Source organism: Microbacterium esteraromaticum (assembly GCF_900163815.1).
GTDB classification, from domain to species: domain Bacteria; phylum Actinomycetota; class Actinomycetes; order Actinomycetales; family Microbacteriaceae; genus Microbacterium; species Microbacterium esteraromaticum_B.
In genome coordinates this window covers 72,918-98,002 of record NZ_FUKO01000049.1, presented here as the reverse complement: position 1 = coordinate 98,002, position 25,085 = coordinate 72,918, and the positions used below count along the sequence as shown (strand labels likewise).

General features: G+C 66.8%; 26 protein-coding genes and 1 riboswitch. Of the genes, 4 read left to right on the top strand and 22 right to left on the bottom strand.

The features are described 5' to 3' along the window. Window positions 1–61: 61 nt before the first annotated feature. From FM104_RS16135 to infC, 13 genes are all read right to left on the bottom strand, one after another. Window positions 62–2,185: a bifunctional hydroxymethylpyrimidine kinase/phosphomethylpyrimidine kinase gene (locus FM104_RS16135; protein WP_256971709.1), complete on the bottom strand. Its 2,124-nt coding sequence runs from the start codon at window positions 2,183–2,185 to the stop codon at window positions 62–64. Then, window positions 2,182–3,033, bottom strand: coding sequence for a hydroxyethylthiazole kinase (gene thiM / locus FM104_RS16835; RefSeq protein ID WP_373407862.1), 852 nt, complete (start codon window positions 3,031–3,033; stop codon window positions 2,182–2,184). Before thiM ends, FM104_RS16135 begins: the two co-directional genes overlap by 4 nt. After that, window positions 3,016–3,109: riboswitch (TPP riboswitch) on the bottom strand. Its footprint overlaps the gene before it by 18 nt. Before the next feature lie 46 nt (window positions 3,110–3,155). Next, window positions 3,156–5,660: a phenylalanine--tRNA ligase subunit beta gene (gene pheT / locus FM104_RS16130; protein WP_087133216.1), complete on the bottom strand. Its 2,505-nt coding sequence runs from the start codon at window positions 5,658–5,660 to the stop codon at window positions 3,156–3,158. Next, complete coding sequence (gene pheS, locus FM104_RS16125) at window positions 5,660–6,718, bottom strand: phenylalanine--tRNA ligase subunit alpha (protein ID WP_087133215.1); 1,059 nt, start codon at window positions 6,716–6,718, stop codon at window positions 5,660–5,662. The genes pheT and pheS overlap by 1 nt, the downstream gene beginning before the upstream one ends. A 46-nt stretch (window positions 6,719–6,764) precedes the next feature. Beyond that, on the bottom strand, window positions 6,765–7,373 hold the full coding sequence (locus tag FM104_RS16120; protein ID WP_087133214.1) for a hypothetical protein: 609 nt from the start codon (window positions 7,371–7,373) through the stop codon (window positions 6,765–6,767). 66 nt (window positions 7,374–7,439) lie between these two features. Beyond that, on the bottom strand, window positions 7,440–8,378 hold the full coding sequence (locus FM104_RS16115; protein WP_087133213.1) for an amino acid ABC transporter permease: 939 nt from the start codon (window positions 8,376–8,378) through the stop codon (window positions 7,440–7,442). Continuing rightward, complete coding sequence (locus FM104_RS16110) at window positions 8,375–9,031, bottom strand: amino acid ABC transporter permease (RefSeq protein WP_087133212.1); 657 nt, start codon at window positions 9,029–9,031, stop codon at window positions 8,375–8,377. Before FM104_RS16110 ends, FM104_RS16115 begins: the two co-directional genes overlap by 4 nt. Before the next feature lie 60 nt (window positions 9,032–9,091). Then, window positions 9,092–9,997, bottom strand: coding sequence for a glutamate ABC transporter substrate-binding protein (locus FM104_RS16105; RefSeq protein ID WP_087133211.1), 906 nt, complete (start codon window positions 9,995–9,997; stop codon window positions 9,092–9,094). A 57-nt stretch (window positions 9,998–10,054) separates the two neighbouring features. Then, window positions 10,055–10,804, bottom strand: a complete 750-nt coding sequence (locus tag FM104_RS16100; RefSeq protein ID WP_087133210.1) for an amino acid ABC transporter ATP-binding protein — start codon at window positions 10,802–10,804, stop codon at window positions 10,055–10,057. A gap of 83 nt (window positions 10,805–10,887) precedes the next feature. Continuing rightward, window positions 10,888–11,694 carry a TrmH family RNA methyltransferase gene (locus FM104_RS16095; RefSeq protein ID WP_087133209.1) on the bottom strand — a complete coding sequence of 269 codons (807 nt, stop codon included), beginning with the start codon at window positions 11,692–11,694 and terminating at the stop codon, window positions 10,888–10,890. 80 nt (window positions 11,695–11,774) lie between these two features. Beyond that, window positions 11,775–12,161 (bottom strand): 50S ribosomal protein L20, encoded by a 387-nt coding sequence (gene rplT, locus FM104_RS16090; protein ID WP_087133208.1) that lies wholly within the window; start codon window positions 12,159–12,161, stop codon window positions 11,775–11,777. A 31-nt stretch (window positions 12,162–12,192) separates the two neighbouring features. Further along, entirely contained in the window at window positions 12,193–12,390 is a 198-nt protein-coding gene (rpmI, locus tag FM104_RS16085; RefSeq protein ID WP_087133207.1) for a 50S ribosomal protein L35, read from the bottom strand. A 73-nt stretch (window positions 12,391–12,463) separates the two neighbouring features. Then, on the bottom strand, window positions 12,464–13,135 hold the full coding sequence (gene infC / locus FM104_RS16080) for a translation initiation factor IF-3 (RefSeq protein ID WP_087133236.1): 672 nt from the start codon (window positions 13,133–13,135) through the stop codon (window positions 12,464–12,466). Between the two features lie 185 nt (window positions 13,136–13,320). Between infC and FM104_RS16075 the strand changes: the two genes are divergently transcribed. Next, window positions 13,321–13,752, top strand: coding sequence for a DUF1844 domain-containing protein (locus FM104_RS16075; RefSeq protein ID WP_087133206.1), 432 nt, complete (start codon window positions 13,321–13,323; stop codon window positions 13,750–13,752). A 27-nt stretch (window positions 13,753–13,779) separates the two neighbouring features. On the opposite strand, the gene FM104_RS16070 is transcribed toward FM104_RS16075, so the two are convergent. The 6 genes from FM104_RS16070 to FM104_RS16045 form a co-directional block, all read right to left on the bottom strand. Further along, on the bottom strand, window positions 13,780–14,571 hold the full coding sequence (locus tag FM104_RS16070) for an SseB family protein (protein WP_087133205.1): 792 nt from the start codon (window positions 14,569–14,571) through the stop codon (window positions 13,780–13,782). Further along, on the bottom strand, window positions 14,555–15,301 hold the full coding sequence (gene priA / locus FM104_RS16065) for a bifunctional 1-(5-phosphoribosyl)-5-((5-phosphoribosylamino)methylideneamino)imidazole-4-carboxamide isomerase/phosphoribosylanthranilate isomerase PriA (protein WP_087133204.1): 747 nt from the start codon (window positions 15,299–15,301) through the stop codon (window positions 14,555–14,557). Before priA ends, FM104_RS16070 begins: the two co-directional genes overlap by 17 nt. Window positions 15,302–15,400: 99 nt before the next feature. Next, window positions 15,401–16,036, bottom strand: coding sequence for an imidazole glycerol phosphate synthase subunit HisH (hisH, locus tag FM104_RS16060; RefSeq protein ID WP_087133203.1), 636 nt, complete (start codon window positions 16,034–16,036; stop codon window positions 15,401–15,403). After that, window positions 16,033–16,641, bottom strand: coding sequence for an imidazoleglycerol-phosphate dehydratase HisB (gene hisB, locus FM104_RS16055; RefSeq protein WP_179206843.1), 609 nt, complete (start codon window positions 16,639–16,641; stop codon window positions 16,033–16,035). The genes hisH and hisB overlap by 4 nt, the downstream gene beginning before the upstream one ends. Next, on the bottom strand, window positions 16,635–17,717 hold the full coding sequence (locus FM104_RS16050; protein WP_179206841.1) for a histidinol-phosphate transaminase: 1,083 nt from the start codon (window positions 17,715–17,717) through the stop codon (window positions 16,635–16,637). Before FM104_RS16050 ends, hisB begins: the two co-directional genes overlap by 7 nt. Window positions 17,718–17,768: 51 nt before the next feature. Continuing rightward, window positions 17,769–18,155 carry a LysM peptidoglycan-binding domain-containing protein gene (locus FM104_RS16045; protein WP_087133201.1) on the bottom strand — a complete coding sequence of 129 codons (387 nt, stop codon included), beginning with the start codon at window positions 18,153–18,155 and terminating at the stop codon, window positions 17,769–17,771. A 307-nt stretch (window positions 18,156–18,462) separates the two neighbouring features. Here FM104_RS16045 and lexA point away from each other — a divergent pair, with 307 nt between their 5' ends. Together lexA and FM104_RS16035 are read left to right on the top strand one after the other, a co-directional pair. After that, complete coding sequence (lexA, locus tag FM104_RS16040; protein ID WP_087133200.1) at window positions 18,463–19,149, top strand: transcriptional repressor LexA; 687 nt, start codon at window positions 18,463–18,465, stop codon at window positions 19,147–19,149. Window positions 19,150–19,172: 23 nt separating this feature from the next. Beyond that, window positions 19,173–21,041, top strand: coding sequence for a S9 family peptidase (locus tag FM104_RS16035; RefSeq protein ID WP_087133199.1), 1,869 nt, complete (start codon window positions 19,173–19,175; stop codon window positions 21,039–21,041). Between the two features lie 21 nt (window positions 21,042–21,062). Here the strand turns inward: FM104_RS16035 and smpB are convergent, their stop codons facing one another. The 3 genes from smpB to ftsE all read right to left on the bottom strand — a co-directional run bounded on the left by smpB (window position 21,063) and on the right by ftsE (window position 23,583). After that, window positions 21,063–21,539 carry an SsrA-binding protein SmpB gene (gene smpB / locus FM104_RS16030; RefSeq protein ID WP_087133198.1) on the bottom strand — a complete coding sequence of 159 codons (477 nt, stop codon included), beginning with the start codon at window positions 21,537–21,539 and terminating at the stop codon, window positions 21,063–21,065. Between the two features lie 95 nt (window positions 21,540–21,634). Beyond that, window positions 21,635–22,549 carry a permease-like cell division protein FtsX gene (ftsX, locus tag FM104_RS16025; protein ID WP_087133197.1) on the bottom strand — a complete coding sequence of 305 codons (915 nt, stop codon included), beginning with the start codon at window positions 22,547–22,549 and terminating at the stop codon, window positions 21,635–21,637. Then, window positions 22,546–23,583: a cell division ATP-binding protein FtsE gene (ftsE, locus tag FM104_RS16020; protein ID WP_087133234.1), complete on the bottom strand. Its 1,038-nt coding sequence runs from the start codon at window positions 23,581–23,583 to the stop codon at window positions 22,546–22,548. Before ftsE ends, ftsX begins: the two co-directional genes overlap by 4 nt. Window positions 23,584–23,765: 182 nt before the next feature. Between ftsE and FM104_RS16655 the strand changes: the two genes are divergently transcribed. Next, window positions 23,766–25,013 carry a DUF2510 domain-containing protein gene (locus FM104_RS16655; protein ID WP_218778597.1) on the top strand — a complete coding sequence of 416 codons (1,248 nt, stop codon included), beginning with the start codon at window positions 23,766–23,768 and terminating at the stop codon, window positions 25,011–25,013. Window positions 25,014–25,085 lie beyond the last annotated feature (72 nt).

The window sequence follows — 25,085 nt, the reverse complement described above, 5'->3', positions numbered from 1 at the left end:
CGGAGCCGAAGGCATGACGCGACAGTAGCGCCGATCCTTCGGCATCCGCAAATCCGATCCGTCACAGATCGAAGAAGGCCCGCTCATGCTCTGCCGCCACGGCGAACGCGCGATGCATGCGCTCGCGCCGTGCTTCGTCAGCGACAGCCGCGGCGGCGGTGACGTATTCGATCGCCTGCTCGGTGGCGATGGCGAACGCGGGATCGGCGTATGTGGCCAGCCAGGATGCGAACGGGTGATCGGGATCGAGCGCGTGCGCACCGAACTCACCGGCATGCAATCGCACCCCGAGATCCGTGTACAGCCAGAAGCACGGCAGGACAGCGGCTATCAGCACGGCGTAGTCGCCGGTGAAGGCTGCGGCGCGCAGGTGGTCGAGGTAGGCCGTGGCCACTGCGCTCGGCTCAGCGGCGAAAGTATCGGCCGAGATTCCCGTGCTCGGCGTCAACCACGACGCATGCAGCTCCAGCTCACCGGCGATGGCGCCCTGCGCGGACTGCGCCCAGAAAGCCTGCTCGGCGGCGGTCGGGGCGAGTCGCGCGGCTTCTGCCATCACCCGCGCGTACTCGCGCAGATACAGGGCGTCTTGAGCGAGGTAGGACAGAAAGCGCTCGCGCTCGAGGGTGCCGTCGGCGAGTGCGCGGATGAAGGGCAGCGCATCAATATCGCGGCGGACGGATGCTGTGCTGTTCCACCAGTCCACGCGCACGTCCGCCGCAATGGGACGGGTTGCCAGACCGCCGCGCTTCCAGAGCCCGGCGAAGTGACTGATCGGCCCGCTTCCCCGTCCGACCTCCAGTGCGCCAGCCGCACGGAGTGACTCGCGCAGCCATTGCCGTGAGCTGTGCACCGCCTGGGGCCAGTCCATCCCTCGAGCGTGCGCGGTGGCGAGCGCGGAGGAGAGCGAGCATCCGGTGCCGTGGGTGCTGGTGGTCTCGATACGCTCTGCGGTGTACTCGGCGATCACTCCGTCTCGGCCCACGAGCGCATCGGGGGCCTCAGCGAACGCGAGGTGGCCGCCCTTGGCGAGAACAAGGGCTCCCGTGCGCGCGGCGATCTCCTGCGCCGCAGTGAGCGCGTCGCCCCAGCTCTGCACGGGGTGCCCCGCGAGTACGGCCAGCTCGCTGAGATTCGGGGTGAGCAGATCTGCGTGGCTCGCAAGGTCGAGCAGCGCCTGCTCGGCATCCGCGTCGAGTAGCCGGTCGCCGCTGGTGGCGACCATCACCGGATCGAGCACGACCGTACCGGGGCGGTGCTGCGTCAGCCACTCGCCGACGGTGCGGATGATGTCGGCGTTCGCGAGCATTCCGATCTTGACCGCATCGATCTCGATGTCGTCGGCGATGGCATCGAGCTGGGCGCGCAGGAATTCCGCCGAGGGCACGTGCACGTCACGCACGCCCTGGGTGTTCTGTGCGGTCAACGCCGTGATCGCGGTCATTCCGTAGCCGCCGTTGGCCGCGATGGACTTCAGGTCGGCCTGGATTCCCGCTCCACCGGAGGCATCGCTGCCAGCGATGGACAGCACCCGCGGAGGGCGCTGCCCGCGCCACTGACGGCGGAAGTCGCGCGCGGTCGCCCGCGGATCTTCCGCTGCGCACAGAGCGGACACGACCGCGACACCTGCCGCACCCGCATCGCGGAGCTCGGCGACATCGGTGATTCCGACGCCGCCGATGGCCACAGCCGGCACCGGGCTGGCTGCGGCGAGCGCAGCGAAACCGTCGATGCCGAGTGCCGGCGGATGATCGGGCTTCGTCGAGGTGGGTCGGATGACGCCGACGCCGACGTAGTCGACGGTTCCGGCAGGCAGTGCGCGCACGGCGTCGAGGTGCGCGGGGGTGTTCGCCGTGAGGCCGATCAGCGCATCGGGCCCGAGCAGTTCGCGGGCGCGCTGCACGGCAGCATCCGACTGTCCGAGATGCACACCATCGACGCGCGCACCTCGTGCGCGGGCTTGCTGCACCGCGTCGAGACGGTCATTGACCACCAGCATCGCCCGCCCATCGATCGCGGCCGACAGCTCGACCAGCAGATCGGCGCTCTCAGCATCGGTGGCGTGCTTGTCGCGCAGCTGCACGATCGTGACGCCGCCGGCGACGGCTTCGCGCACGGTGTCGATGACGCCGCGGTCGCCGCAGGCAGCGGCGTCGGTCACCAGATACAGCGACAGGGCCGCGTTCACAGCGCTCCCTCCTCGACGCGCGCGGCAGCGATCACGTCGCCGGGTTCGAGAGCGGCAAGCGCGTCGAGCAGGGCGACGTCGAAGCTGCCCGGTCCGGATGCTGTCGCAGCCGCACGCTCCGCGGCCACGGTGTAGACCAGCGACGCGGCGGCGACGGTGGTGAGCACATCGATGTCGGTGTCTCGAGCCGAGCCGAGGAACGCCGCCATGACAGCACCGAGTGCGCAGCCGCCGCCGGTGACACGCGTGAGCAGCGCATCGCCGTTCGCGATGCGGATGAGCCGCTCTCCGTCGGTTATCAGGTCCACCTCGCCGGAGACGGCCACGGTGCTCCCCCATCGTCCGGCGAGCGAGCGGGCAGCGTCGATTGCGGCATCCGGCGCATCCGTGGCGTCGACTCCTCGGCCACCCGCACTGAGGCCGGCGAGAGCGAGGATCTCGGAAGGGTTGCCGCGGATCGCGGTAGGGCGGCGCGAGACGAGCTCGGCGGCGAGTTCGGTGCGCACCGGCAGTGCACCGATCGCGACCGGATCGAGCACCCACGGGGTGCCGGCCGAGGTTGCACCGTCCGCGGCTTCGAGACTCGCGGCGCGCTGCTCGGGGGTGGGCGTGCCGAGATTGATCAGCACCCCCGAGGCGATCTGCGCGAACATCCCCGATTCACCGATGATGTCGACCATCGCCGGCGCCGCACCGATGGCGAGCAGAACGTTGGCGGTGAATCCGGTCACGACGGAATTGGTGATGCAGTGCGCGAGAGGCGGCGAGGCGCGCAGCCCCGGCAGCAGCTCGGCGGCCGCGGCCGCAACATCGATGGACAGGCGTGGCGAAGCGCTCATGCGCGACATCCCTTCGCTAGTACGAACTAGATCAGGTTCGACGGGTCTGGTCTCAGCCGCGGATGCGGCACCCCGTGTCACTGCTCGACACTCTAGCGAAGACCGGCGCGGCTTTCTGCGCCGGTCGCCGGTCAGTCGCGGATGCTGGCTCCGAACCGCTCGGTCGCTGCGGCGACACCAGCGAGCTTCGCTTCGGTCGCCTCGGCTGCGGTGAGCGTGCGGTCGTCGGCGCGGAAGCGCAGCGCGAAGCTGAGGCTCTTCTGCCCCTCGCCGAGTCCCTCACCGCGATAATCATCGACCAGACGCACCGATTCCAGCAGGTCGCCAGCGCCGTCGCGCAGTGCTGCGCGCACCTCGGATGCCGGGACGTCGATACCCACGACCAGCGAGACGTCCTGCGTCGCGGCGGGGAACGTCGACAGCGATTCCGCGACGACCCGCCCGCCGGCGAGCGTGAGCAGACGGTCGAGATCGAGTTCCAGCACGACAGCGCGGCCGGGCAGATCAGCATCGTCCGACACCTGCGGGTGCAGCTCGCCCACGTATCCGATCTCCTCGCCGCCGACGCTCAGCGAACCAGCACGGCCGGGATGCAGTGCCGCGCGCTGGGTCTGCGCGACGTCGATCTCGACTCCGGCGGCGACGCCGATTACCCGAACCGCGTCGAGAGCATCCGAGAGGTCGGCGTGCTCGGCAGCCCTGCCGGGCTGACGCGGTGTGATGTTTCCGGTCAACAGCACGGAGAGCAGCCGCGGCTGCGGGGGGATTCCCGCGTTGAGCGCAGCAAGCGTCTCGTCGCTGGGGCGCTCCCCCAGCGGCGGAATGAAGTCGGTGCCGTATTCGACGCCCTCGGCGGGCGTGAACACAGAACCCGTCTCGAAGATCGCCAGATCGACGATGCCGCGCGAGATGTTGCGGTGTGCGGTCTGCAGCAGCGCCGGCAGAAGCGAGCGACGCAGGTCAGGCACGTGGCCGTCGATGGGGTTCGCCAAGCGGATGCTGGGCAGGTGCTCCCCCGAGGCCGAGCCGTGCAGATCATTCAGCTCAGCGGTCGTGAAGGGGAAGGCCGAGGTCTCGACGAAGCCGGAAGCGGCAAGAGCATCCGCGACGCGCTTGCGGCCGAGCTGCAGCGCCGTATAGCCGCGGCCCGACGGCGGCGTCGGCAGCACCGAGGGGATGCGATCGAGCCCGTGGATGCGGGCGATCTCTTCCACCAGAGTCCACTTGTCGGTGAGGTCGGGGCGCCAGGACGGCGGATTCACGCGCCACCCGTCGCTCTCGGGGGTGACCTCCGCACCGATGGTCTGCAGCGCGCTCACGATCTCATCGTCGCTGTAGTCGACGCCGACGACGCTCTGCGTGAACCCGGCAGGCAACTCGATGTCGGCGATGAACACCTCGGCGAACAGGGCGCCGCCCTCATCGGTCAGCGTGCCGCCCGCGAGCTCGACGAGCAGGTCGGCGACGCGGCGTGCAGCGGCGAACGGGACCAGCGGGTCGACGCCGCGCTCGAAGCGCTTGGATGCCTCGCTGGGCAGCTTGTGACGCCGGGCGGTGCGGGCGATCGTGACCGGGTCGAACGTCGCCGCCTCGATGAGCACGTTGCGCGTGCTGTCGCTCATCTCGGTCGTACCGCCGCCCATGACGCCGGCCATGCCGATCGGGCCGGAGTCATCGGTGATGAGCAGGTCTTCGACGTGGAGTTCACGGTCCTGACCGTCGAGGGTCGTCATCCGCTCGCCCTGCTGAGCGCGGCGCACGGTGATGTCGCCCTGCAGCTTGTCGAGGTCGTAGCCGTGGATCGGATTGCCGAGCTCGAGCATCACGTAGTTGGTGATGTCGATGAGGATTCCGAGCGAGCGCATCCCCGCGAGGGCGAGCCGAGCGATCATCCACGGCGGAGTCGGGCGCGACGGGTCGACGTCGCGCACGACCCGGGTGACGAATTCGCTGGCACCGACCGCGCCGCGGATCGGGTTCTTGTCGTCGACCGTGGTCGAGAAACCGGAGCCGGGCTGCAACTCGGCGAAGTCGCGCTCAGCGGGGTCGCGGAACTCGGCGCCGGTGGCGTGGGAGTACTCGCGCGCGAGCCCGCGCAGCGAGAACGCGTAGCCGCGGTCAGGTGTCACGTTGATCTCGACAGCGACGTCGTCCAGGTGCAGCAGGCTGATGGCATCCGCACCGACCTCGGGGTCAAGGCCGAGCGTGGACAGCACGATGATGCCGTCATGCTCATCGCCCAGACCGAGCTCGCGGGCCGAGGCGATCATGCCGTCGGAGACATGGCCGTACGTCTTCCGCGCCGCGATCGGGAAGGGCCCTGGCAGCACCGAGCCAGGCAGCGTCGCGACGATCTTGTCGCCGACGGCGAAGTTATGCGCACCGCAGACGATGCCGCGGATGCCGCCGTTCGCCTCGCCGACATCGACCTGGCACCAGTTGATGGTCTTGCCGTTCTTCTGCGGTTCGGGCGTGATTTCGAGCACCTGCCCGACGACGACGGGACCGAATATCTCGAAGCGGTGAATGTCTTCTTCTTCGAAGCCGACCGACAGGAAGGACGCCAGTACATCTTCCGGAGTCGCCTCTGCGGCCACATCGACGTACTCGCGAAGCCAGGAGATCGGAACGCGCATCACACCACCATCCCGAACTGCTCGCTGAAGCGCACATCGCCCTCTGCCATGTCGCGCATGTCTTTCACATCGCTGCGGAACATCAAGGCGCGCTCGACGCCGATGCCGAATGCGAAACCGCTGTAGATCTCGGGGTCGATGCCCGCCGCCCGCAGCACGTTGGGATTGACCATGCCGCAGCCGCCCCATTCGATCCAGCGCGCGCCACCCTTGAAGGTCGGGTGCCACAGGTCGAACTCCGCGGAGGGCTCGGTGAAGGGGAAGTAGTTGGTGCGCAGGCGCGTCTTCGCCTCGGCACCGAAGAGCTGCTGGGCGAGGTGGTCGAGCGTGCCCTTGAGATGCGCCATCGTGATGCCCTTGTCGACGACGAGGCCTTCGACCTGGGTGAAAACGGGCAGGTGCGTGGCGTCGAACTCGTCGGTGCGGTAGACCCGGCCCGGGCACAGGACGTAGATCGGCAGCTCGCGGTCGAGCATGGAGCGCACCTGCACCGGACTGGTGTGCGTGCGCATCACGAGGTGCCGCGAGGTCGGATCGACGTAAAAGGTGTCCTGCTCCTGACGCGCCGGGTGGTCCTCGTCGAAGTTGAGCGCGTCGAAGTTGAACCATTCGTGCTCGAGTTCTGGCCCTTCGGCGATCTCCCATCCCATGCCGACGAAGATGTCAGAGATCTGCTCCTGCATGAGCGAGAGCGGATGCCGCGCACCCACCCGCGAACGGGAGGCGAGAGCCGTGATGTCAACGCGCTCGGCTTCGAGACGGGCTGCGGTCTCGGCCTGCGCGAGCTCGGACTCCTTGGCTGCGAGTGCCTGGTTGACCCGCGCCCGGCCCTGGCCGATGAGCTTGCCGAACGTCGCCTTGTGCTCGGGTGCCACCTGGCGCATCGACGCATTCAGCACCGCGAGCGGCGAGCCGTCGGCGACATGCGAGGCACGAGCGGCCTTCAGCTCGGTTGTGCTGGTGGCCGCGGCGATCGCCGCGAGAGCGGCATCGACGGCGGCTGCGACCGCGTCGGGAGTGATCTCTGCTGGTTCAGGAGCGTGAGGGGAGTCTGACACGAGAACAGAGTCTACCGGGGAGCGCGCGTGCGCCCGGGCCGGCGGCTCAGAGCGGGCCGTACATCATGTCGCCATGTCGCGGATGCCAGGTCAGCCGATCCTGCTCCAACAGCGCACGGTACTGCGGGTTCTTCTCAGCGGCTGTGCGAAAGGAGTCGCGAGCACGCGCGAGCACGGCGCCGGGAACGATGAAGACCGCCGCCAGCAGCAGCGCATATACGGTACCCAGACCGATGAGCGAGAGCAGACCACCCGGCACTCGCTCGACCAGGGCTTCTCCGCCCAGGACGAGCGGGATGAGGCTCGCTCCGAACAGCACCAGGAAGACGATGACGCCTTCCCGTGCACTGCCGGTCCCCCGGACGATGCGCGAACGTTCGCGAGGCAGACGCCGGCGCGCGCGTCGCAGACACAGGATGCCGATGCCGCCGAGTGCGATGCCGGACACGGTCAAGAGCGCGAAGGGAAGTGCGGTTCCTGCCATGAGACCCCAGACCGCGCCGGCGAGCACGGCGACCGGTGCCAACGCGATCAGACAGGCGGCGAGAGCGACATCGACCGCGCGATCATCGGCGATCTGGCGAAGGCGCGTCGGGCTGTCGGGGGCAGCGCGTTCGTAGTCGGGCGACAGCCAAGCCTCGAGCGTGCGACTCATCGGCGGAGGGTAGTCAGAAACGTGATGCGGGATGCCGGGGGTCGTCACCGTCCGATGATAGCCCGCTCAGATGCCGGGGACGCCGCCGACGTTGCCCTGGTCGAACCGGCCGGCTCTGCTCTGCAGCGCGATCACTTCGGTCACTGTCGAGCCCTCGTGCATGCGCGGATCTCCAGCGCCGGGATCCGGATTGATTCCCTTCAGCTTCGACGAGTGGCGCGTCTTCACCTCTACCCACTTCGCGATGCCAGCGAGGATGAGGCACAGCGCGATGTAGATGCCGCCGATGACGAAGGCCGACTGCAGGATCGGTCGTCCCTGCTGCGAGCTGAGCAGTTTCGCGTAGTACAGCAGCTCGGGGTAAGTGATGATGAAGCCCAGTGCGGTGTCCTTCAGCGTCACCACGAGCTGCGCGATGATCACCGGCAGCATCGCGCGGACGGCCTGCGGCAGCAGAATCAACCGCATCACGCCGCTCTTTCGAAGGCCGATCGCGTAACCGGCCTCCTGCTGCCCCTTTGGCAGGGCCTCGATGCCCGCACGAAGCGCCTCGGCGAGGACAGAGCCGTTGTAGACAGTCAGACCGAGCACAACCGCCCAATACGGGTCCATATCGACACCGACCACAGGCAGGCCGTAGTAGAGCAGCATCATGAAGACCAGCACCGGGACGGCGCGGAAGAGCTCGATGATGACGGTGACGGGGGTGCGCACCCAGCGGTGATCGGACAGGCGCCCGATCGCCAGCACGAAGCCGAGCACCAGGCTCAGCACCGCGGCGAGCCCGAAGGCTGCGAGAGTCTTGCCGAGTGCCCCGGCAATGCCCACCCACACGTTGGAGAACGTGAACACGTACCACTTCTGCGGAGTGAACTGGCCGGTGGTCCACATCCGGTAGACGACGAACCCGATCGCACCGAGCACGAGGATCACCGTGACGATGGCGAGGATGCGGTTGCGTGCGATCGCCCGGGGCCCCGGGACGTCGTAGAGTACCGAGGTCATCGTGCGATCCTCCACTTGTTCTCGAGATGCCGCTGCACGGCGCTCAGCCCCATGACCAGGATGACGAAGACGATGGCGACCCAGAGCAGGACCTCCATCGGGTTACCCGGCCTGTTAGGAGCATCGTTGATCGTGGCGCGCAGCGCCGCCAGTTCGCCGATCGAGAAGCCAGCGGCAACCGTGGTGTTCTTCAGCAGCGCGATGAACACGCTCATCATCGGCGGGACGACGGATCGGAAGGCCTGCGGAAGGATGACGAGGGTCATCACCTGGCCGAACGGCAATCCGATCGCGCGAGCCGCCTCGGCCTGTCCGACTGGAACCGTGCTGATGCCAGCGCGCAGAACCTCCGCGACGTAGGTGGCCGTATAGATGCCGATGGCAAGAATGCCGAGCACCGTGTTCGACAGGTCGGGAAGGCCTAGTTGCGGGTATCCGAACACGAAGAAGAAGAAGACGAGGGTGAGTGGCGTATTGCGCACGATGTTCACGTAGGCGGTGCCCACCGCCCGTGCGATCGGCACCGGCGACACGCGCATGGCGCCGACGATGATGCCGAGCACGAGCGCGATGACGCCGCCGATCGCGAACACCAGCAGAGTGTTCCCGATTGCCTCGCCCCAAAGGTCGAGGTTCCCGAAGATGACGTCCACGTCACCCTCCCCTTCTCAGGCTGAATCGGGGCGATTCATGCGAACCGCCCCGATGGTTGATCAGTACGCGTCGACCTTGGGCTGGTCGACCTTGATCCCCGAGTCGCCGAGGTTCTTGTCGAAGATGGCCTGCCAGGTGTCGCCGCCGTCCGTGAAGAGCTCGTTGATGTGCGCACGCAGCACGTCGTCGCCCTTGGGCAGGCCGACGCCGTAGCGCTCTTCAGTGAAGAGACCGCCGGTGACGCGAACCTCGTCCGGGTACAGCGCCGCGTAGCCGATCAGAATCGCCTGGTCGGTCGTGACCGCGTCGACCTTCTTGTCGATCAGGTCCTGCACGCAAGCGGAGTACAGGTCGTACTCCTGTGTCTTGATGTCGGGGAAGTTCGCCTTGATGTTCTGGATCGGCGTGGAGCCGGTCGCCGAGCAGACGGTCTTGCCGTTGAAGTCCTCGAGCTTGTCGGCGTCGGGGTCGTCCTTGCGGATCAGCAGCCCCTGACCGGTGATGAAGTAGGGACCCGCGAAGTCGATCTGCTCCTTGCGCTTGTCCGTGATCGAGTAGGTGCCGACGTAGTAGTCGATGTCACCGTTCACGATCGACTGCTCGCGGTTGGCGGACGCGATCGGCTTGAAGTCGATCTTGTCTTCACCGAAACCGAGGGATGCGGCGATCCAGCGCGCGATGTCGACGTCGAAACCGCTGCGCTCACCCGTGGTGGCATCCAGGAAGCCGAGGCCCGGCTGGTCTTCCTTGACGCCGATGGTGACCTTGCCGGCCTTCTCCATCTTGTCGAAGGTGGGGCTTCCGTCGAGCTTGACGTCCTTGGCCACCTCGAACATCGGCTTGTCGCCGTCGCCACCGGTGTCGCCACCACCTGGCGTTGCAGGACCGCCGCTGTTGCAGGCGGTGAGTGCCAGCAGCGCAGTTGCTGCGATTCCGATTCCTGCGAGTGCGCGTGTGCGTCGCATTTCCATCTCCTTGGTTGCTGTGGTGCAGTGTTCAGGTACGTGAGTCGGTGGAAGGGATCAGTGCGTCAAGAGCTTCGAGAGGAAGTCCTTGGCACGGTTGCTCTGCGGGTTCGTGAAGAACTCCTCCGGAGTCGCCTCTTCGACGATCTGCCCGTCGGCCATGAACACGACGCGGTTCGCAGCCTTGCGGGCGAAGCCCATCTCGTGGGTGACGACGACCATCGTCATCCCCTCCTTGGCGAGACCGATCATGACGTCGAGCACCTCGTTGATCATCTCGGGGTCGAGCGCGCTCGTCGGCTCATCGAACAGCATCACCTTCGGGTGCATGGCGAGCGCGCGGGCGATCGCCACGCGCTGCTGCTGACCGCCCGAGAGCTGGGCGGGAAGCTTCGAGGCCTGTTGGGCGACACCGACGCGCTCCAGAAGCGCCATCGCCTCCTTGTCGGCATCCGCCTTCTTCAGGCCGCGGACCTTGATCGGTCCGAGCGTGACGTTCTCGAGGATCGTGAGATGCGCGAAGAGGTTGAAGGATTGGAACACCATGCCGACTTCGGCGCGCAGGTTCGCGAGCCCCTTGCCCTCGGCGGGGAGAACCTTGCCATCGATGCGGATCGAACCGCTGGTGATGGTCTCAAGTCGGTTGATCGTGCGGCACAGAGTGGACTTGCCGGAACCCGACGGGCCGATTACGACGACGACCTCACCCTTGTCGACGGTGAGGTTCACGTCTTTCAGCGCCTGGAATTCGCCGTAATGCTTCTGGACGTTCTCGACCACCACGAGGGCGTCTCTGCTCTCTGCCATTCCTCAACACTAGAGCAGGGGGGTTCCGATACGCGGGCGCCCGGCGGACTTTACCTATTCGTAACAGAGAGCAGTGCGGCCGCTCACTCTGCCGCGCGCTGCGAGAAGGCGCTCTCGTAGAGGCAGACGCTCGCGGCGGTGGCGAGGTTGAGCGATTCGGCGCGCCCGAAGATCGGCAGTTTCAGCGCGCGATCGGCGAGTTCGAGCGCATCGTCTTCCAGCCCCCGGGCCTCATTGCCGAACAGCCATGCTGTCGGACGGTCCAGCACGCCCTCTGCGCGGGCCGAGAGCAGGTCATCGCCCTTCACATCGGCGGCGAGCACTTGCAGACCCGCCGCGTGCGCACGGTTGATCACGTCGATCAGATCGCCGCCGACGGAGACAGGCAGGTGGAAGAGCGATCCCGTCGTCGAGCGCACGACCTTCGGGTTGTAGGGGTCGACGGTACGGCCCGTCAGCACGATGGCATCCGCTCCGGCTGCATCCGCCGCGCGGATGATGGTGCCGAGGTTGCCCGGATCACGCACTTCTTCGCAGATGGCGATCAGCCGAGGGGATGCTGCGAAGATGTCACGCAGCGAGGTCGGCGTCTGCTTGGCCACGGCGATGATGCCCTGCGGGGTGACCGTATCGGCCATCGCCGAGAGCACATCCTCGGTGACGTACTCCACCTCGATGCCGATCTCGTCGGCGAGTGCGCGCACATCGGCGTGCCGCTCCCAGCTCGAGGGCGTCGCGAACAGCTCGATGATCGTGCCGGGCAGATAGTTCATCGCCTCGCGCACCGACTGCGGGCCTTCCAGCAGGAAGAGTCCCGTCTCCACACGCGCACTGCGCTTGGTCAGCTTGGCGACGGCACGGACGCGGGGCGAGCGAGGGTTTTCCAGCACGATCCCAGTCTAGACGGGTGCCGGATGCCGAAACGGGCGCCTCCCCGAGGGGAGACACCCGTTTCGTGATCAGGTTCAGATCAGGCAGCAGCCTTCGGCGCGTTGACGTCCGAGGGGAGCGCCTTCTTCGCGACCTCGACCAGCGACACGAAGGTCGCGGCATCGGTCACGGCGAGGTCTGCGAGCATACGACGGTCGACCTGCACACCCGCGAGGCCGAGGCCCTGGATGAAACGGTTGTACGTGATGCCGTTCTGGCGGGCAGCGGCGTTGATGCGCTGGATCCACAGACGACGGAAGTCGCCCTTGCGCTTGCGGCGGTCGCGGTATGCGTAGACGAGCGAGTGAGTGACCTGCTCCTTCGCCTTGCGGTACAGGCGCGAACGCTGCCCACGGTAGCCCGAGGCACGTTCGAGGATGACACGACGCTTCTTGTGCGCGTTGACTGCGCGCTTGACTCTAGCCATTTTCCTATATTCCTATTCGTACTTCGGGCGCTCAGCCGCGGCCGAGAAGCTTGTTCGCGACCTTGGTGTCGGCCTTGGAGAGGACCTGGTCCTGGTTCAGGCGACGGGTGCGACGGCTCGACTTGTGCTCGAGGTTGTGGCGCATACCGGCCTGCTGCTTCTTCAGCTTTCCGCTGCCGGTGATCTTGAAGCGCTTCTTAGCACCCGAGTGCGTCTTCTGCTTCGGCATCTTCTCTTCCTTCGTATGGCGCCCTGGTGGGCGACGGTGGGTACCCGCTCGCAAGCGGGAGATTGTGGGCGGATTACTCCGCGGCGGTGTCTGCCTTGCTGGCGGTGTCGTCCGAGCTGGCGTCGTCGTCCGAACCGGACTTCGAGCTGCGCACGGCTTCCTTGTGCGCTGCGCGCACGGCATTCTGCTCGGCCTTGGCTTCGGACTTGTTCTTCACCGGCGCCACGACCATGACCATGTTGCGACCGTCGATGGTCGGGTTCGATTCGACGACACCGAGATCGGCGACGTCTTCAGCGAACTTGCGAAGGAGGCGGACGCCCTGCTCCGGACGCGACTGCTCGCGACCACGGAAGAGGATCATCGCCTTGACCTTGTCGCCGGCCTTGAGGAAGCCTTCGGCGCGCTTGAGCTTAGTCGTGTAGTCGTGAGCCTCGATCTTCAGGCGGAAGCGCACCTCTTTGAGGATGGTGTTCGCCTGGTTGCGGCGTGCTTCCTTGGCCTTCTGCGCGGCCTCGTACTTGAACTTGCCGTAGTCCATGATCTTGACGACGGGCGGCTTGGAATTAGGCGCGACCTCGACGAGGTCGAGTTCTGCTTCTTGTGCCAGACGCAGCGCTGCCTCAATGCGGACAACACCGATCTGCTCACCCGCGGGGCCGACGAGGCGAACCTCGGGGACGCGGATGCGCTCATTGGTACGGGGATCGCTGATGCGGGGCTCCTTAGACGTGGTTTCGGCCATCGAGATACTGTCTGCATCTCGAGCGAAATCGGAGCTGCCCCCACCCGCCGGCATCTCAGAAGCCGGCGCTGTGCCCTGTTCGCCGGGGTGAACCGGCCTACCGAAACGCGTCCGGCGGAGCACTAGACCCGGTAGCCTGGAACGGCAAGCGCGGGTGGGAATCAAATCCTCTTTCGTTTCGGAGCATGACACTCCGAAGCCCGCAGAAGTCTACCAGAAAGCATCCACAAGTGACGATTCCTGCCGACCACCACGACGACCGCCACGAGAACTGGGCCCGACAGGAAGACGCGGCGACCGCGGCTACCCGCGATCTCGCCGACGTTCCCGCCGTCGAGGTCATCACCACGACCGCCGTGCACCTGATGAGCGCCGCCGCCGTCAAACTGGGCCTCGCGGATGACCCCACGCAGCAGCTCGACCTCGATGAGGCTCGCAAGCTGATCAACGCCCTCGCGGGTCTGATCACCGCCGGCGCTCCAGAGGTCAGCAGTGCGCACGCGAGCCCGCTGCGCGATGGCCTGCGCTCCTTGCAGCTCGCATTCCGCGAAGCGTCACCGATTCCGGATGCCATCGGCAAGGGCCCCGGCGAGAAATGGACCGGACCGGTCAACTGAGCTTCCGGGGCCAAGCCGGGCTACGACTCAGGGTGCTGAGCGGGTAAGCTTCACCGTCAGCGAGTCGACGAGCACAGCCAGGCGATCGTCGGCGGCCCAGCGCTGAGCGAGGCGTGCGAGAACAGCATCCAGCGTCTCGCGCTCGAGGCCGTCGACGAGTTCCAGCGTCACGATCAGTTCCGGCCCGCGCATGCGCGCATCCGGGTCCCCCGCGGCGACCGACACGTCGATGACGGCGAGTTCGTGCGCCACACTCTGCTGCAGCGCGACGAAGACCTCGGGCGACAAGAAGCTCGGCTCCCACGGCTGCCCCTGAGCGATGGCCCACACCGCAGGGCGGCGGAAGACGAACTCGGTGTCGGATGCCGGGTCGAGGACGATCAGATCGGTCTGCTCGCTGGATGCCGATAGCGCGACGCGCATAGCCTCGACCGGAATCGGTCGCGCCGTGGCATCCCACCGACCCATCGCCTCAACCGACGAGAACACGGGCTGCACGCGCCGACCATCGGGAGCCGCGACCGTGACGATCGAGAGTTCCTGAGTCTTGTCGACGACCAGGCCAGTCGGGCCGACCCCTTCGTCTCCTCGCTCGGCGATGAGTGGAATCAGCACGCGGGCAGCACGGAAAGCGTCGACGACATCGGACTGTGCGCCGTCGCCGGCGCGAAAGCGCAGCAGCGCTCCGAGCAGTGCCGGATCGGCCGAACCGTCATCACCGGCATGCGGGTTGGACTCGAACTGACGCCCCTCCCACGGGAGCCCCGCGGAATCGGCAGTGTTGCCGTGATCGCAGGCGTCGTCAGTCCCCTGCGACATCCAGCGCCTCAGCAAGGGTGAACTTGTTCGCGTAAAGCGCCTTGCCGACGATCGCGCCTTCGACTCCCAGCGGCACCAGTTCGCGCAGCGCGCTGATGTCGTCGAGGCTCGAGACGCCGCCCGAGGCGATGACCGGCTTCGGCGTGCGCGAGGTGATCTCACGCAGCAGTTCGAGGTTGGGGCCGCGCAGCGTGCCGTCCTTGGTGACATCGGTGACGACATAACGGCTGCAGCCGGCATCCTCGAGTCGCGCCAGCACCTCCCAGATGTCGCCGCCCTCTTTGGTCCATCCCCGTGCCGCGAGCGTGGTGCCGCGCACGTCGAGACCGACCGCGACGGCCTCGCCGTACCGGCTGATCACATCGGCCGCCCATTCGGGGTTCTCCAGCGCCGCGGTGCCGAGGTTGATGCGGGTGGCACCAGCCTCCATGGCCGCATCGAGGCTGGCGTCGTCGCGGATGCCGCCGGAAAGCTCGATGCTCACGCCGCGGTACTGCTTGATGACCTTGCGGAGCATCGCGGTATTGCTGCCACGGCCGAAGGCCGCGTCGAGGTCGACAAGGTGAATCCACTGCGCCCCGGCGTCGACGAATTCACCGGCCGCGTCGACGGGGTCTCCGTAGACGGTCTCGGTGCCGGCCTCGCCCTGGGTGAGGCGCACCGCCTTTCCGCCCGCGACATCAACGGCAGGCAGGAGGATAAGGGCGGGTGACTGTGCGAAATCGTTCATGTCGTCCTTGCGAAGGTGGGATTCGGCCCGCGAGGGCACGAGAGGGCACGAGAGTCGAGAGTAGCCCGGTGCAGCGAAGTCCTCAAATACGCCGAGAGGTCAGAGGGATTCCACCCAATTGCGCAGGAGCCGTATCCCCGCTTCTCCCGATTTCTCCGGGTGGAACTGGGTGGCGGACAGCGGGCCGTTCTCGACAGCGGCGAGGAAGCGCTCGCCATGCCTCGCCCAGGTGAGCGCGGGCTGCGGAAACGGAGGAATGACGTCGAGGCCCCAGGACTTGGCGGCGAAGGAGTGCACGAAGTAGAAGCGCTCACTCTCGATGCCGCGGAACAGCACGCTGCCCTCGCCGGGTTCGACGGTGTTCCAGCCCATGTGCGGCAGCACCGGCGAATTCAGTTCGGTGATGGCTCCGGGCCACTCCCCCAGGCCTTCAGTATCCTGTCCGCGCTCGACGCCGCGCTCGAACATGACCTGCATGCCGACGCAGATGCCGAGTACAGCCCGACCGCCCGCGAGGCGGCGGTCGATGATCTCGTCGCCGCCGTGCTCGTGCAGCGCGGCCCGAACAGCCGCGAATGCGCCGACGCCGGGGACGAGAAGCCCATCGGCTTCGAGAGCGCGGTCACGGTCACTGGTGAGTTCGACGTCCGCGCCCGCGGCGGCCAGTGCCTTGACAGCGGAGTGGACATTGCCCGACTCATAGTCGAAGACGACGACGCGAGGGGCAGCGCTCATAGAGCGCCCTTGGTGGACGGGATGCCGTCGACCAGCGGATCGAGAGTCTTGGCCTGGCGGAATGCGCGTGCAAAAGCCTTGAACTCGGCTTCGGCGATGTGGTGCGGATCGCGCCCGTCGAGCACCCGCACGTGCACGGTGAGTCCGGCGTGGAAGGTGAGCGCCTCGAACACGTGACGAACCAGCGAACCGGTGAAGTGACCGCCGATCAGGTGGAACTCGAAGCCCGCGGGCTCGCCGCTGTGCACGAGGTACGGCCGACCGGAGACGTCGACGACAGCCTGCACGAGCGCTTCATCCAGCGGCACCAGCGCGTCGCCGTACCGGGAGATGCCGGACTTGTCTCCGAGCGCCTCGCTGATCGCCTGTCCCAGCACGATGGCGGTGTCTTCGACGGTGTGGTGGGCGTCGATGTGGGTATCGCCGTTCGCGCGCACGGTGAGGTCAGTCAGCGAGTGCTTGGCGAACGCGGTGAGCATGTGATCGAAGAACGGCACGGAGGTATCGATCTCGCTGCGCCCGGTGCCGTCGAGGTTCACTTCGACCTCGACGGTCGACTCGGAGGTGCTGCGGGTGCGGCGAGCGGTACGGGGGGTGGTCATGATGGCGATCCTATCGACGCAAGGGCTTCCAGAAAGGCGGTGGTCTCGGTCTCGGTCCCGGCAGTGACCCGCAGGTGGCCGGGGATGCCGACATCGCGCACGAGAACACCACGGTCGTAGAGCGCCTGCCAGGTGAACTGAGGATCGTCGACCCCGCCGAACAGGACGAAGTTCGACCACGACTCGTGCGGGGCGTAGCCGAGTGCTTCCAGAGTCGCGGAGATCCGATCCCGCTGCTCGACGATCTCATCCACCATTGCGAGCATGGTCGACGCATTGCGCAGGGCCGCGACTGCGGCGGCCTGCGTGAGCGCGCTCAGGTGATACGGCAAGCGCACGAGCCGCAGCGCATCGATGAACGTCGGATCGGCGGCGAGGTAGCCCACGCGCGCACCGGCAAAGGCAAAAGCCTTGCTCATCGTGCGCGAGATGGCGAGCCGCGGTCTTCCCTCGAGAAGAGTCAGAGCGGATGCCGAATCGCGCGGGGCGAACTCGTGATAGGCCTCATCCACCACGACAATGCCTCGCGCCGCCTCGTATACCGCCTCGATCACCTCGAGCGAAAGAGGTGTGCCCGTGGGGTTGTTCGGCGTGCACAGCAGGACGACGTCGGGATCAGCAGCGGCGACCTGGGCGGCTGCGTCGTCTGCACTGATCTCGTAGTCGTCGTCGCGGCTGCCGGCGATCCAGTGCGCACCGGTGCCCTGGGTGAGCAGCGGATACATCGAATAGGTCGGCGCGAAGCCGAAGACCGTACGGCCGGGACCTGCGAAAGCCTGCAGGATGTGCTGCAGCACCTCATTCGAGCCGTTGCCCGCCCAGATCTGCCCGGCGGTGAGACCGTGGCCGAGATAGGCGGCGAAGCCTTCGCGCAGCGCAGTGAACTCGCGATCGGGGTAGCGATTGATGTCGCGCAGTGCGACAGCGATCTCGTCGAGAACGTCGCTGGCGACCTCGTCGGGCACCGGATGAGTGTTCTCGTTCACGTTCAGCGCGACGGGCAGTGGTGCCTGCGGGGCGCCGTACGGAGTGAGCCCGCGAAGATCATCGCGGAGGGGCAGCTCATCGAGGGAGATCACTCTTCCTATCGTAGAGCGCACAGAGCGCCGGTGACGCCCTGTGACGGTGCCTCAGCCGGCGTACCGCGTGGGAATTGCGATCTCAGCCCCGACCTGGATCATTCCCGAACTCAGATTGTTGAGCCGCTTGATATCGGCGATGACCTCGCGCGGGTCGACCCCCGGCGCTGCCTCGACAGCGATCGACCAGAGGGTATCGCCGGGAAGCACCGAGACCGTGGCGAAGGACACCGGGACGGCATGCTCCCCGGAGGCGAGGGCGGAGCCACCGGCGAGCGCCGAGAAGGCGATGCCCGCAGCGATCGGCGCGGCAGCCAGCGCAAGCACCACACGACGACCGCGGGCGGTGAGCCGCAGGCGCGTCGCGGTCTTGGAACGACCGGCGGCAAGGGCCGAACCCCGGAAGGTCATCGGGGTCTGGATGCTGATGGTGCTCATGTCGTGCTCCTTCGCTTCTCTTCCGCCGAGCCTCCGGCGGGAGTGTTGCAGCTTTCGCATTCGGCGCCCGGCCGGGGGCGCCGAATGCGAAGCTACGTACCGAACTTATCTTCGAACTCGAACATCTGTCAAGAATTCTTCGAAACCCGAGACGCCTTGCGGCCGACACGCTCGAACAGATCTTCCGTTTTTTCCGGATTATCGGATACGGTTTCGATATCGACAGCCCACCACGGGCCACCGACATTCGAACCGGACGCCCGCCGAACCGCGGATCGGCACCGGGTTAGCGCACGAAGGAGCACCGATGAGTGACAACGCCGCCCCCGCATCCGAGGCTCCGCGCACCCGTCGGCGCAAGAACCTGAGCGCCAAGCAGATGGCGATCCTCGAAGTCATCCAGAACTCGATCGCCCACCACGGGTACCCCCCGAGCATGCGCGAGATCGGCGACGCCGTCGGACTGAAGTCGCTGTCGAGCGTGACCCATCAGCTCGGCCAGCTGGAGCTCAGCGGCTACCTGCGGCGCGATCCGGGCAAGACCCGGGCGATGGAGGTCCTCATCGATCTGCCGGGCACCAGCACCGAGAGCCCCGCCGACAGCGCGCCGGCGGTCGGCGATGCGGCCCTCGTGCCCCTGGTGGGCCAGATCGCCGCCGGTGTGCCGATCACCGCCGAGCAGCAGGTCGAGGAGATCTTCCCCCTGCCGCGGCAGCTGGTCGGCAAGGGCGACCTGTTCATGCTGAAGGTCTCCGGCGAGTCGATGATCGACGCGGCGATCTGCGATGGCGACTGGGTCGTCATCCGCACGCAGAACACCGCCGAGAACGGCGAGATCGTGGCCGCGATGCTCGATGGCGAGGCGACGGTGAAGACATTCCGCCGCCGTGACGGTCACGTCTGGCTCCTTCCGCGCAACTCGGCGTTCGAACCGATCCTCGGCGATGACGCTGTGGTGCTCGGCAAGGTCGTGGCGGTGCTGCGGGCGGTATAGCGTTCCCTGGCTAGGCTCGAAGCATGATGTCGTCGTACGGCTCGTGGCCTTCTCCGTTTACCGCTGCGCTCATCGCGCAGGCATCACCGCGCATCGATGGCGCCCGCTTCGTCGGCGACGAGATCTGGTGGGGTGAATCGGTGCCGTCACAGGGCGGACGGATCACCGTGCGCAGCTCATCCGGCGCGGAGGTGCTGCCGGAGCCGTGGAATGCGCGCTCGCGCGTCCACGAGTACGGCGGGGGCGCGTGGACAGCAGATGCCGACGGCACGCTCTTCTTCGTGCACGGATCCGACCAGCGGGTGTACAGCATGCCTCGCGGCGGCGAGCCGCAGCCGCTCACTGCCGAGGGCGTCGCTTTCGGTGGCCTTGCACTGCAACAGGGACGTCTGCTCGCCGTCCGCGAGGATCTGCGCCCCGAGCAGCACCTGCGGTCGATCGTGGAGATTCCGCTTGACGGCTCGGCATCAGCCGACGAGTCGGCGCTGCATGTCTTCACCCAGACCAGCGGCTTCGTCGCGCACCCGGCGCTCTCGCCCGATGGCGCGCGGCTGGCCTGGGTGCAGTGGAGCGGCATCCATATGCCGTGGGAGCACAGCCTGCTCCACGTCGCCGCCGTGAACAGTGACGAGTTCGCACCGATCACCACCCAGGCCGCTCTGCAGCCGCAGTGGCGCGACGACAGTGACCTGCGCTACCTCGATGACCTCAGCGGTCGCTGGAACCTGCAGCGACAGCGCCTGGCGGGCCTCGCACTGGAAGGCGCCCGCGAGCCGCTGGCACCGATGGATGCCGATATCGGTGGCGGACTGTGGGTGCTCGGCAATCGCTGGTATCAGCTGCTCGACGATGGGCGCGCGGTGGCATCGCGCACGAACGGCACCGACGAGATCGTGCTGATCTCAGCGGATGGCGCGCGTGTCGAACTGCTGACCCTGCCGATCACCGCCGGGGCGAGCGTCGATGATGTCGACGGTTCGCGGGTGCTCATTACCGGTGCTGGAGCCGGGGTGGGCTCCGGGCTGTGGTGCGTGGATGTGGACGCCGGCACCGTTACCACCGTGACCGGCGGAGAAGAAGCGGATGCCGCGTGGATTCCGCGTGCACGCTCCGTCACCTTCGAGGGCAGGCACGGCGCCGTCCACGCCTTCGACTACCCGCCGACCAACCCCGATTCAACAGCGCCGGATGGCGAACTGCCGCCGTACGTCGTCATGGTGCACGGCGGGCCGACCGCGCATGTCTCGGGCGCAGCATCCACGGCGTACGCGTACTGGACCAGTCGCGGCATCGGCGTGCTCGATGTGAACTACGGCGGATCCACGGGCTATGGCCGGGAATACCGTGAGCGGCTGAATGGCCAGTGGGGCATCGTCGACGTCAACGATGTCATGACCGCCGCGCGTGGAATGGCGGATGCCGGACGAGCTGACCCCGATCGGATCGCCATCCGTGGTGGGTCAGCCGGCGGTTGGACCGTGCTCTGCTCGCTGGTCGAAGGAGGCGCATTCGCCGCCGGCATCTCGCGATACGGGGTCGCAGACCTGCGGATGCTGGCCGCCGAGACACACGATTTCGAAGCGCACTATCTGAATGGGCTCGTCGGTCCGCTGCCCGAGGCCGAGTCCGTGTACATCGAGCGCTCTCCGCTGACGCACGTCGACAAGATCGACGTGCCCGTGCTGCTCGAGCAGGGCTCTGAGGATCGGGTCGTGCCGCCGTCGCAGTCGGAGGCGATTCGCGACGCGCTGGCGGCGCGTGGCGTGCCGCACGAGTACGTGCTGTTCGAGGGCGAGGGCCACGGATTCCGCGCCGCGGAGACGATCATCTCCTCGCTCGAGACCGAGCTGCGCTTCCTGGGCCGGGTGTTCGGCTTCGAGCCACGCATATAGCGAGCCGGCGTTCGCGGGTTCTCAGTCGCCCATCCGGTTGCGGGTGCGCATGGCGCGCTCGGCTTCGCGCTTGTCCTGGCGCTCGCGCAGCGTCTGGCGCTTGTCGAACTCGCGCTTTCCCTTCGCCAGGGCGATCTCGATCTTCGCGCGGCCGTCGGAGAAGTAGAGCTTCAGCGGGATCAGCGTGTATCCGCCAGCGGAGACCGCGTGTTCCAGCTTGTGGATCTCTTCGCGGTGCAGCAGCAGCTTGCGGACGCGCTTGGCCGAGTGGTTGGTCCAGTGCCCCTGCGAATACTCCGGAATGTGAACCGCGTCGAGGAAGGCTTCGCCACCCTTGATGAACGCGTAGCCGTCGCTGAGGTTCGCCCGCCCTTGGCGGAGAGACTTGACCTCGGTGCCGGTGAGCACGAGGCCTGCTTCGTACGACTTCTCGATGTTGTAGTCGTGACGCGCGCGACGGTTGGTCGCGATGACTTTCTCACCGCGTTCCCTGGGCATGTTCTTCTCCTGACGACGGACAACAGCCCGTCAGTCTACAACCTGTGCGCGGGCTGCTCGATCGCGCGCGCAGCCGGGTCAGGTGCGCAGCCCGGTCAGGTGCGCAGCCAGCGTCGAATCGCGAATCCCGCGGAGAGCGCAGACAGCAGCACGCCAGTGCCGATCAGCACCGGCACCACGAACGCCGCTTGCTGCATTCCCACGAGCGGCCGCATGAACGGCACTCGTTCGGCGAGATACCCTTCGACGCCGAAGTGCACGCCGGCGAGCACGGCGGCGCCCGCGAAGACCGAGCCGAGGAGCGCCGCGAAAACGCCTTCCAGCACGAACGGCGTCTGAATCGATCTGTTCGAGGCGCCGACAAGGCGCATGATCCCGATCTCCTTCCGCCTGGCATATGCCGACAGGCGGATGGTGGTCGCGATGAGCAGGACAGCGGCGATGAGCATCAGCGCCGCAACGCCGACAGCGATGTAGGTGGCGACGGTGAGCGCGGAGAAGAGCGGATCGAGCAGGTCGCGCTGATCCTTCACTTCGTCGACACCGGATTCTCCGGAGAACGCCTCCCCGATCACATCCGATTGCTGCGGATCCTTCATCGTGACGCGGAACGCCTCGGACATCTGCTCCTCGCCGACGACGTTGGCCTGCTCCTCGCCGAACTGCTCGACGAATTCGGCGTAGGCGTCTTCCTTGCTCTGGAAGCGCACCTCACTGATCAGCGGTGAGAGCGCGTCACCGGCGAGGTCGTTCTTGACTTTCTCGATCTGCTCGGGGGTCGCAGCACCCGCGACGCAGTTCGCGGAGGTCGAGAGCGTCGAGCACATGTAGACGGTGACTTCCGCCTTCTCGCTCCAGTACGTGCGCATGGTGCTGATCTGCGTCTGCATGAGAATCGCCGCACCGACGAACGTGAGCGAGACGAACGTGACCAGCACGACCGAGATGACCATGGAGATGTTGCGGCGAAGGCCGAGCAGGGCCTCGCCGATAATGAGTCCGAAGTTCACGAGGTCGGTCCTACTTCCTCATCGTCGTCACCCGAGAGACCGAGCCGGTCAGCCATTCCCAACTCGGCGACCTCCACGTCGGGAATCACGATCGGGTTCGTGCGCGGCACCGCGGCTGCGGGCGGTTCCTCGGGAGGCACGACCACCACCGGGGCAACCATCGCCGGTGCGGTGAACGTTGCCGGATCAACCGCCGACACCGTATCCGTGTGCGTCGTGAGGTGCTCGGCCGCTGCCGATGTCTGGCTGGCAGGAGAGATCGTTTCGCGCTGCACCTCCTGTACGGCGGTCAGCGCTGCCACAGCAGCAGCGCCCGGAACGGATTCCGGGGTGAGGCGAGGGATGCTGGAGGTGTCGCCATAACCTCCGCCGACCTCATCGCGGACCAGCACGCCTTCGTGCAGTTCGATCACGCGGCGCTGCATCGCATCGACGAAAGCCGCTTCGTGCGTAGCCATCAGCACGGTCGTACCGCCGGCATTGATTCGGGTGAGCAGCTGCATGATGCCCACCGAGGTCGCCGGGTCGAGGTTGCCCGTCGGCTCGTCGGCGAGAAGCACCTTCGGTCGGTTCACGATCGCACGGGCGATGGCGACGCGCTGCTGTTCTCCGCCCGAAAGCTCATGCGGCATCCGCTTCGCCTTGCCGTCGAGCCCGACGAGCGCGAGCGCTTCGGGCACCGCCTGCTGGATGAAGCCGCGAGACGAGCCGATCACCTGCAGCGAGAAGGCGACGTTCTGCGCGACCGTCTTCGATGGGAGCAGACGGAAGTCCTGGAACACCGAGCCGATGTGACGACGGAAGTACGGGACCTTCCTGTTGGCCAGAGAGCGCAGATCGCGCCCGAGCACGGCGACGCGGCCCGTGGTGGGCACGTCCTCGCGCAGGATGAGTCGCAGGCAGCTGGACTTGCCGGAGCCGGAGGCGCCGACGAGGAACACGAACTCCCCGGCTTCGACGTTGAAGTCGACGTCGGACAGGGCAGGTCGCTTTGTGCCGCGATAGCGTTTGGTGACGTTCTCGAACCGGATCATGGCCATACGAGCCTAAGCGCGCCCTGCGATTCAGCGACCAGCGACACTCCCCCGGGCGTCCACCGCCATGGACGCCGATACTCGTTCGTTTCGCATCCCTGATATACACGTAGGGGCGCTGTCCGCGTCTACGAGGGGATGAGCGTGCGCACACCGCGCGCCAGAAGATGGAGGAGGGTGCCATGAGCGTTCCTGCTGGATGGTATGACGACGGATCGGGCCAGCAGCGCTGGTGGGACGGCGCACAGTGGACGGAGCACGTCGCCCCGGCAGCGGATGCGGCTGCGGCGAGCACCCCGGAGGCGGCCGCAGGTGCCGATAGCACGGGGGCGGATGCTGCAACCGAAGCACCCTCCACGGATGCCGATGACTTCGACCTGGACGCGACGGTTCTTCGCCAGGATGTGCCGCCGTTCACGACGGCGAGTTCTGACGAGGCACCTGCTGATGCGCCTGATGATGCGCCTGCCGCCGGATCGACGGACAGCGTTTTCGAACAGCCCGAGGCGCCCTCGGAAGACGCCCCTTCCTATGAGACGCCTGCCGCAGCCGATTCCTCAGCGCCCGTCGCACCGGAGTACTCCGCTCCAGCCAGCCCGGAGACGTCCGCGTACCCGGCACCGGACTACGCGGCCTCGGAGCAGCCTGTCCAGGGCTACGCGGCACCCGAGTACGCCGCCCCTGCAGCTCCCGCCTACGGCGACCCGAACGCCGCTGCCTATCCCGGCACCTACCCCGCCGGCGGTCAGCCCTATGGTGGTCCGCAGTACCCGGCATCCGCTCCGACGGGCCCGAAGAAGACGCCGATCCTTGGATTCGTGGGTCTGGGTCTCGCCGTACTCGGCACGATCCTCGCGTGCATCCCGGTGCTGTTCCTGTTCATCATCGGCGCCACCGCCCTGTTCGCCGCTTTCGTGGTCTCGCTGATCGCGATCTTCCAGAAGAACACGAAGAAGTGGCCGTCGATCACCGGCGTCATCCTCGCCATCGTCGGCGGCATCATCGGCAGTGTGGTCTTCGCCTTCACCGCATTCTTCGCGCTCGCGAACACCGTCACCGACTTCCCAAGCGACTTCCCGACCTCGCAGACCGACGATCCCTTCGGTGACGACACGGACGACCCCTTCGGTGACGAGACCGATGATCCGTACGGTGATGAGACAGACGCGCCGATCGACGAGCCCGATTCCGCAGAGCGGCCTGCTCCCGCTGAGATCACGGCCGGGTTCCTCGAGGTCATGCACAGCATCGATGTCAGTGACTACGATGACCCCACGATCTCTTCCTGCATCGGCCAGTTCTTCTACGATTCCGATCTGAGCAACGAGTCGCTGAACATTATCGCTGGAGGCGAAGATGTCTACGGTGCCGAAGGCGCCGACGTCGCCGAGGTGACCCAGGACTCGCTCGCCGCCTGCGTGACCGGGTGATGACCGAGACGGTTCACTGATCGTTGAAGGCCCGGGAGCATCGCTCCCGGGCCTTCAACGTGCGTGTGATGA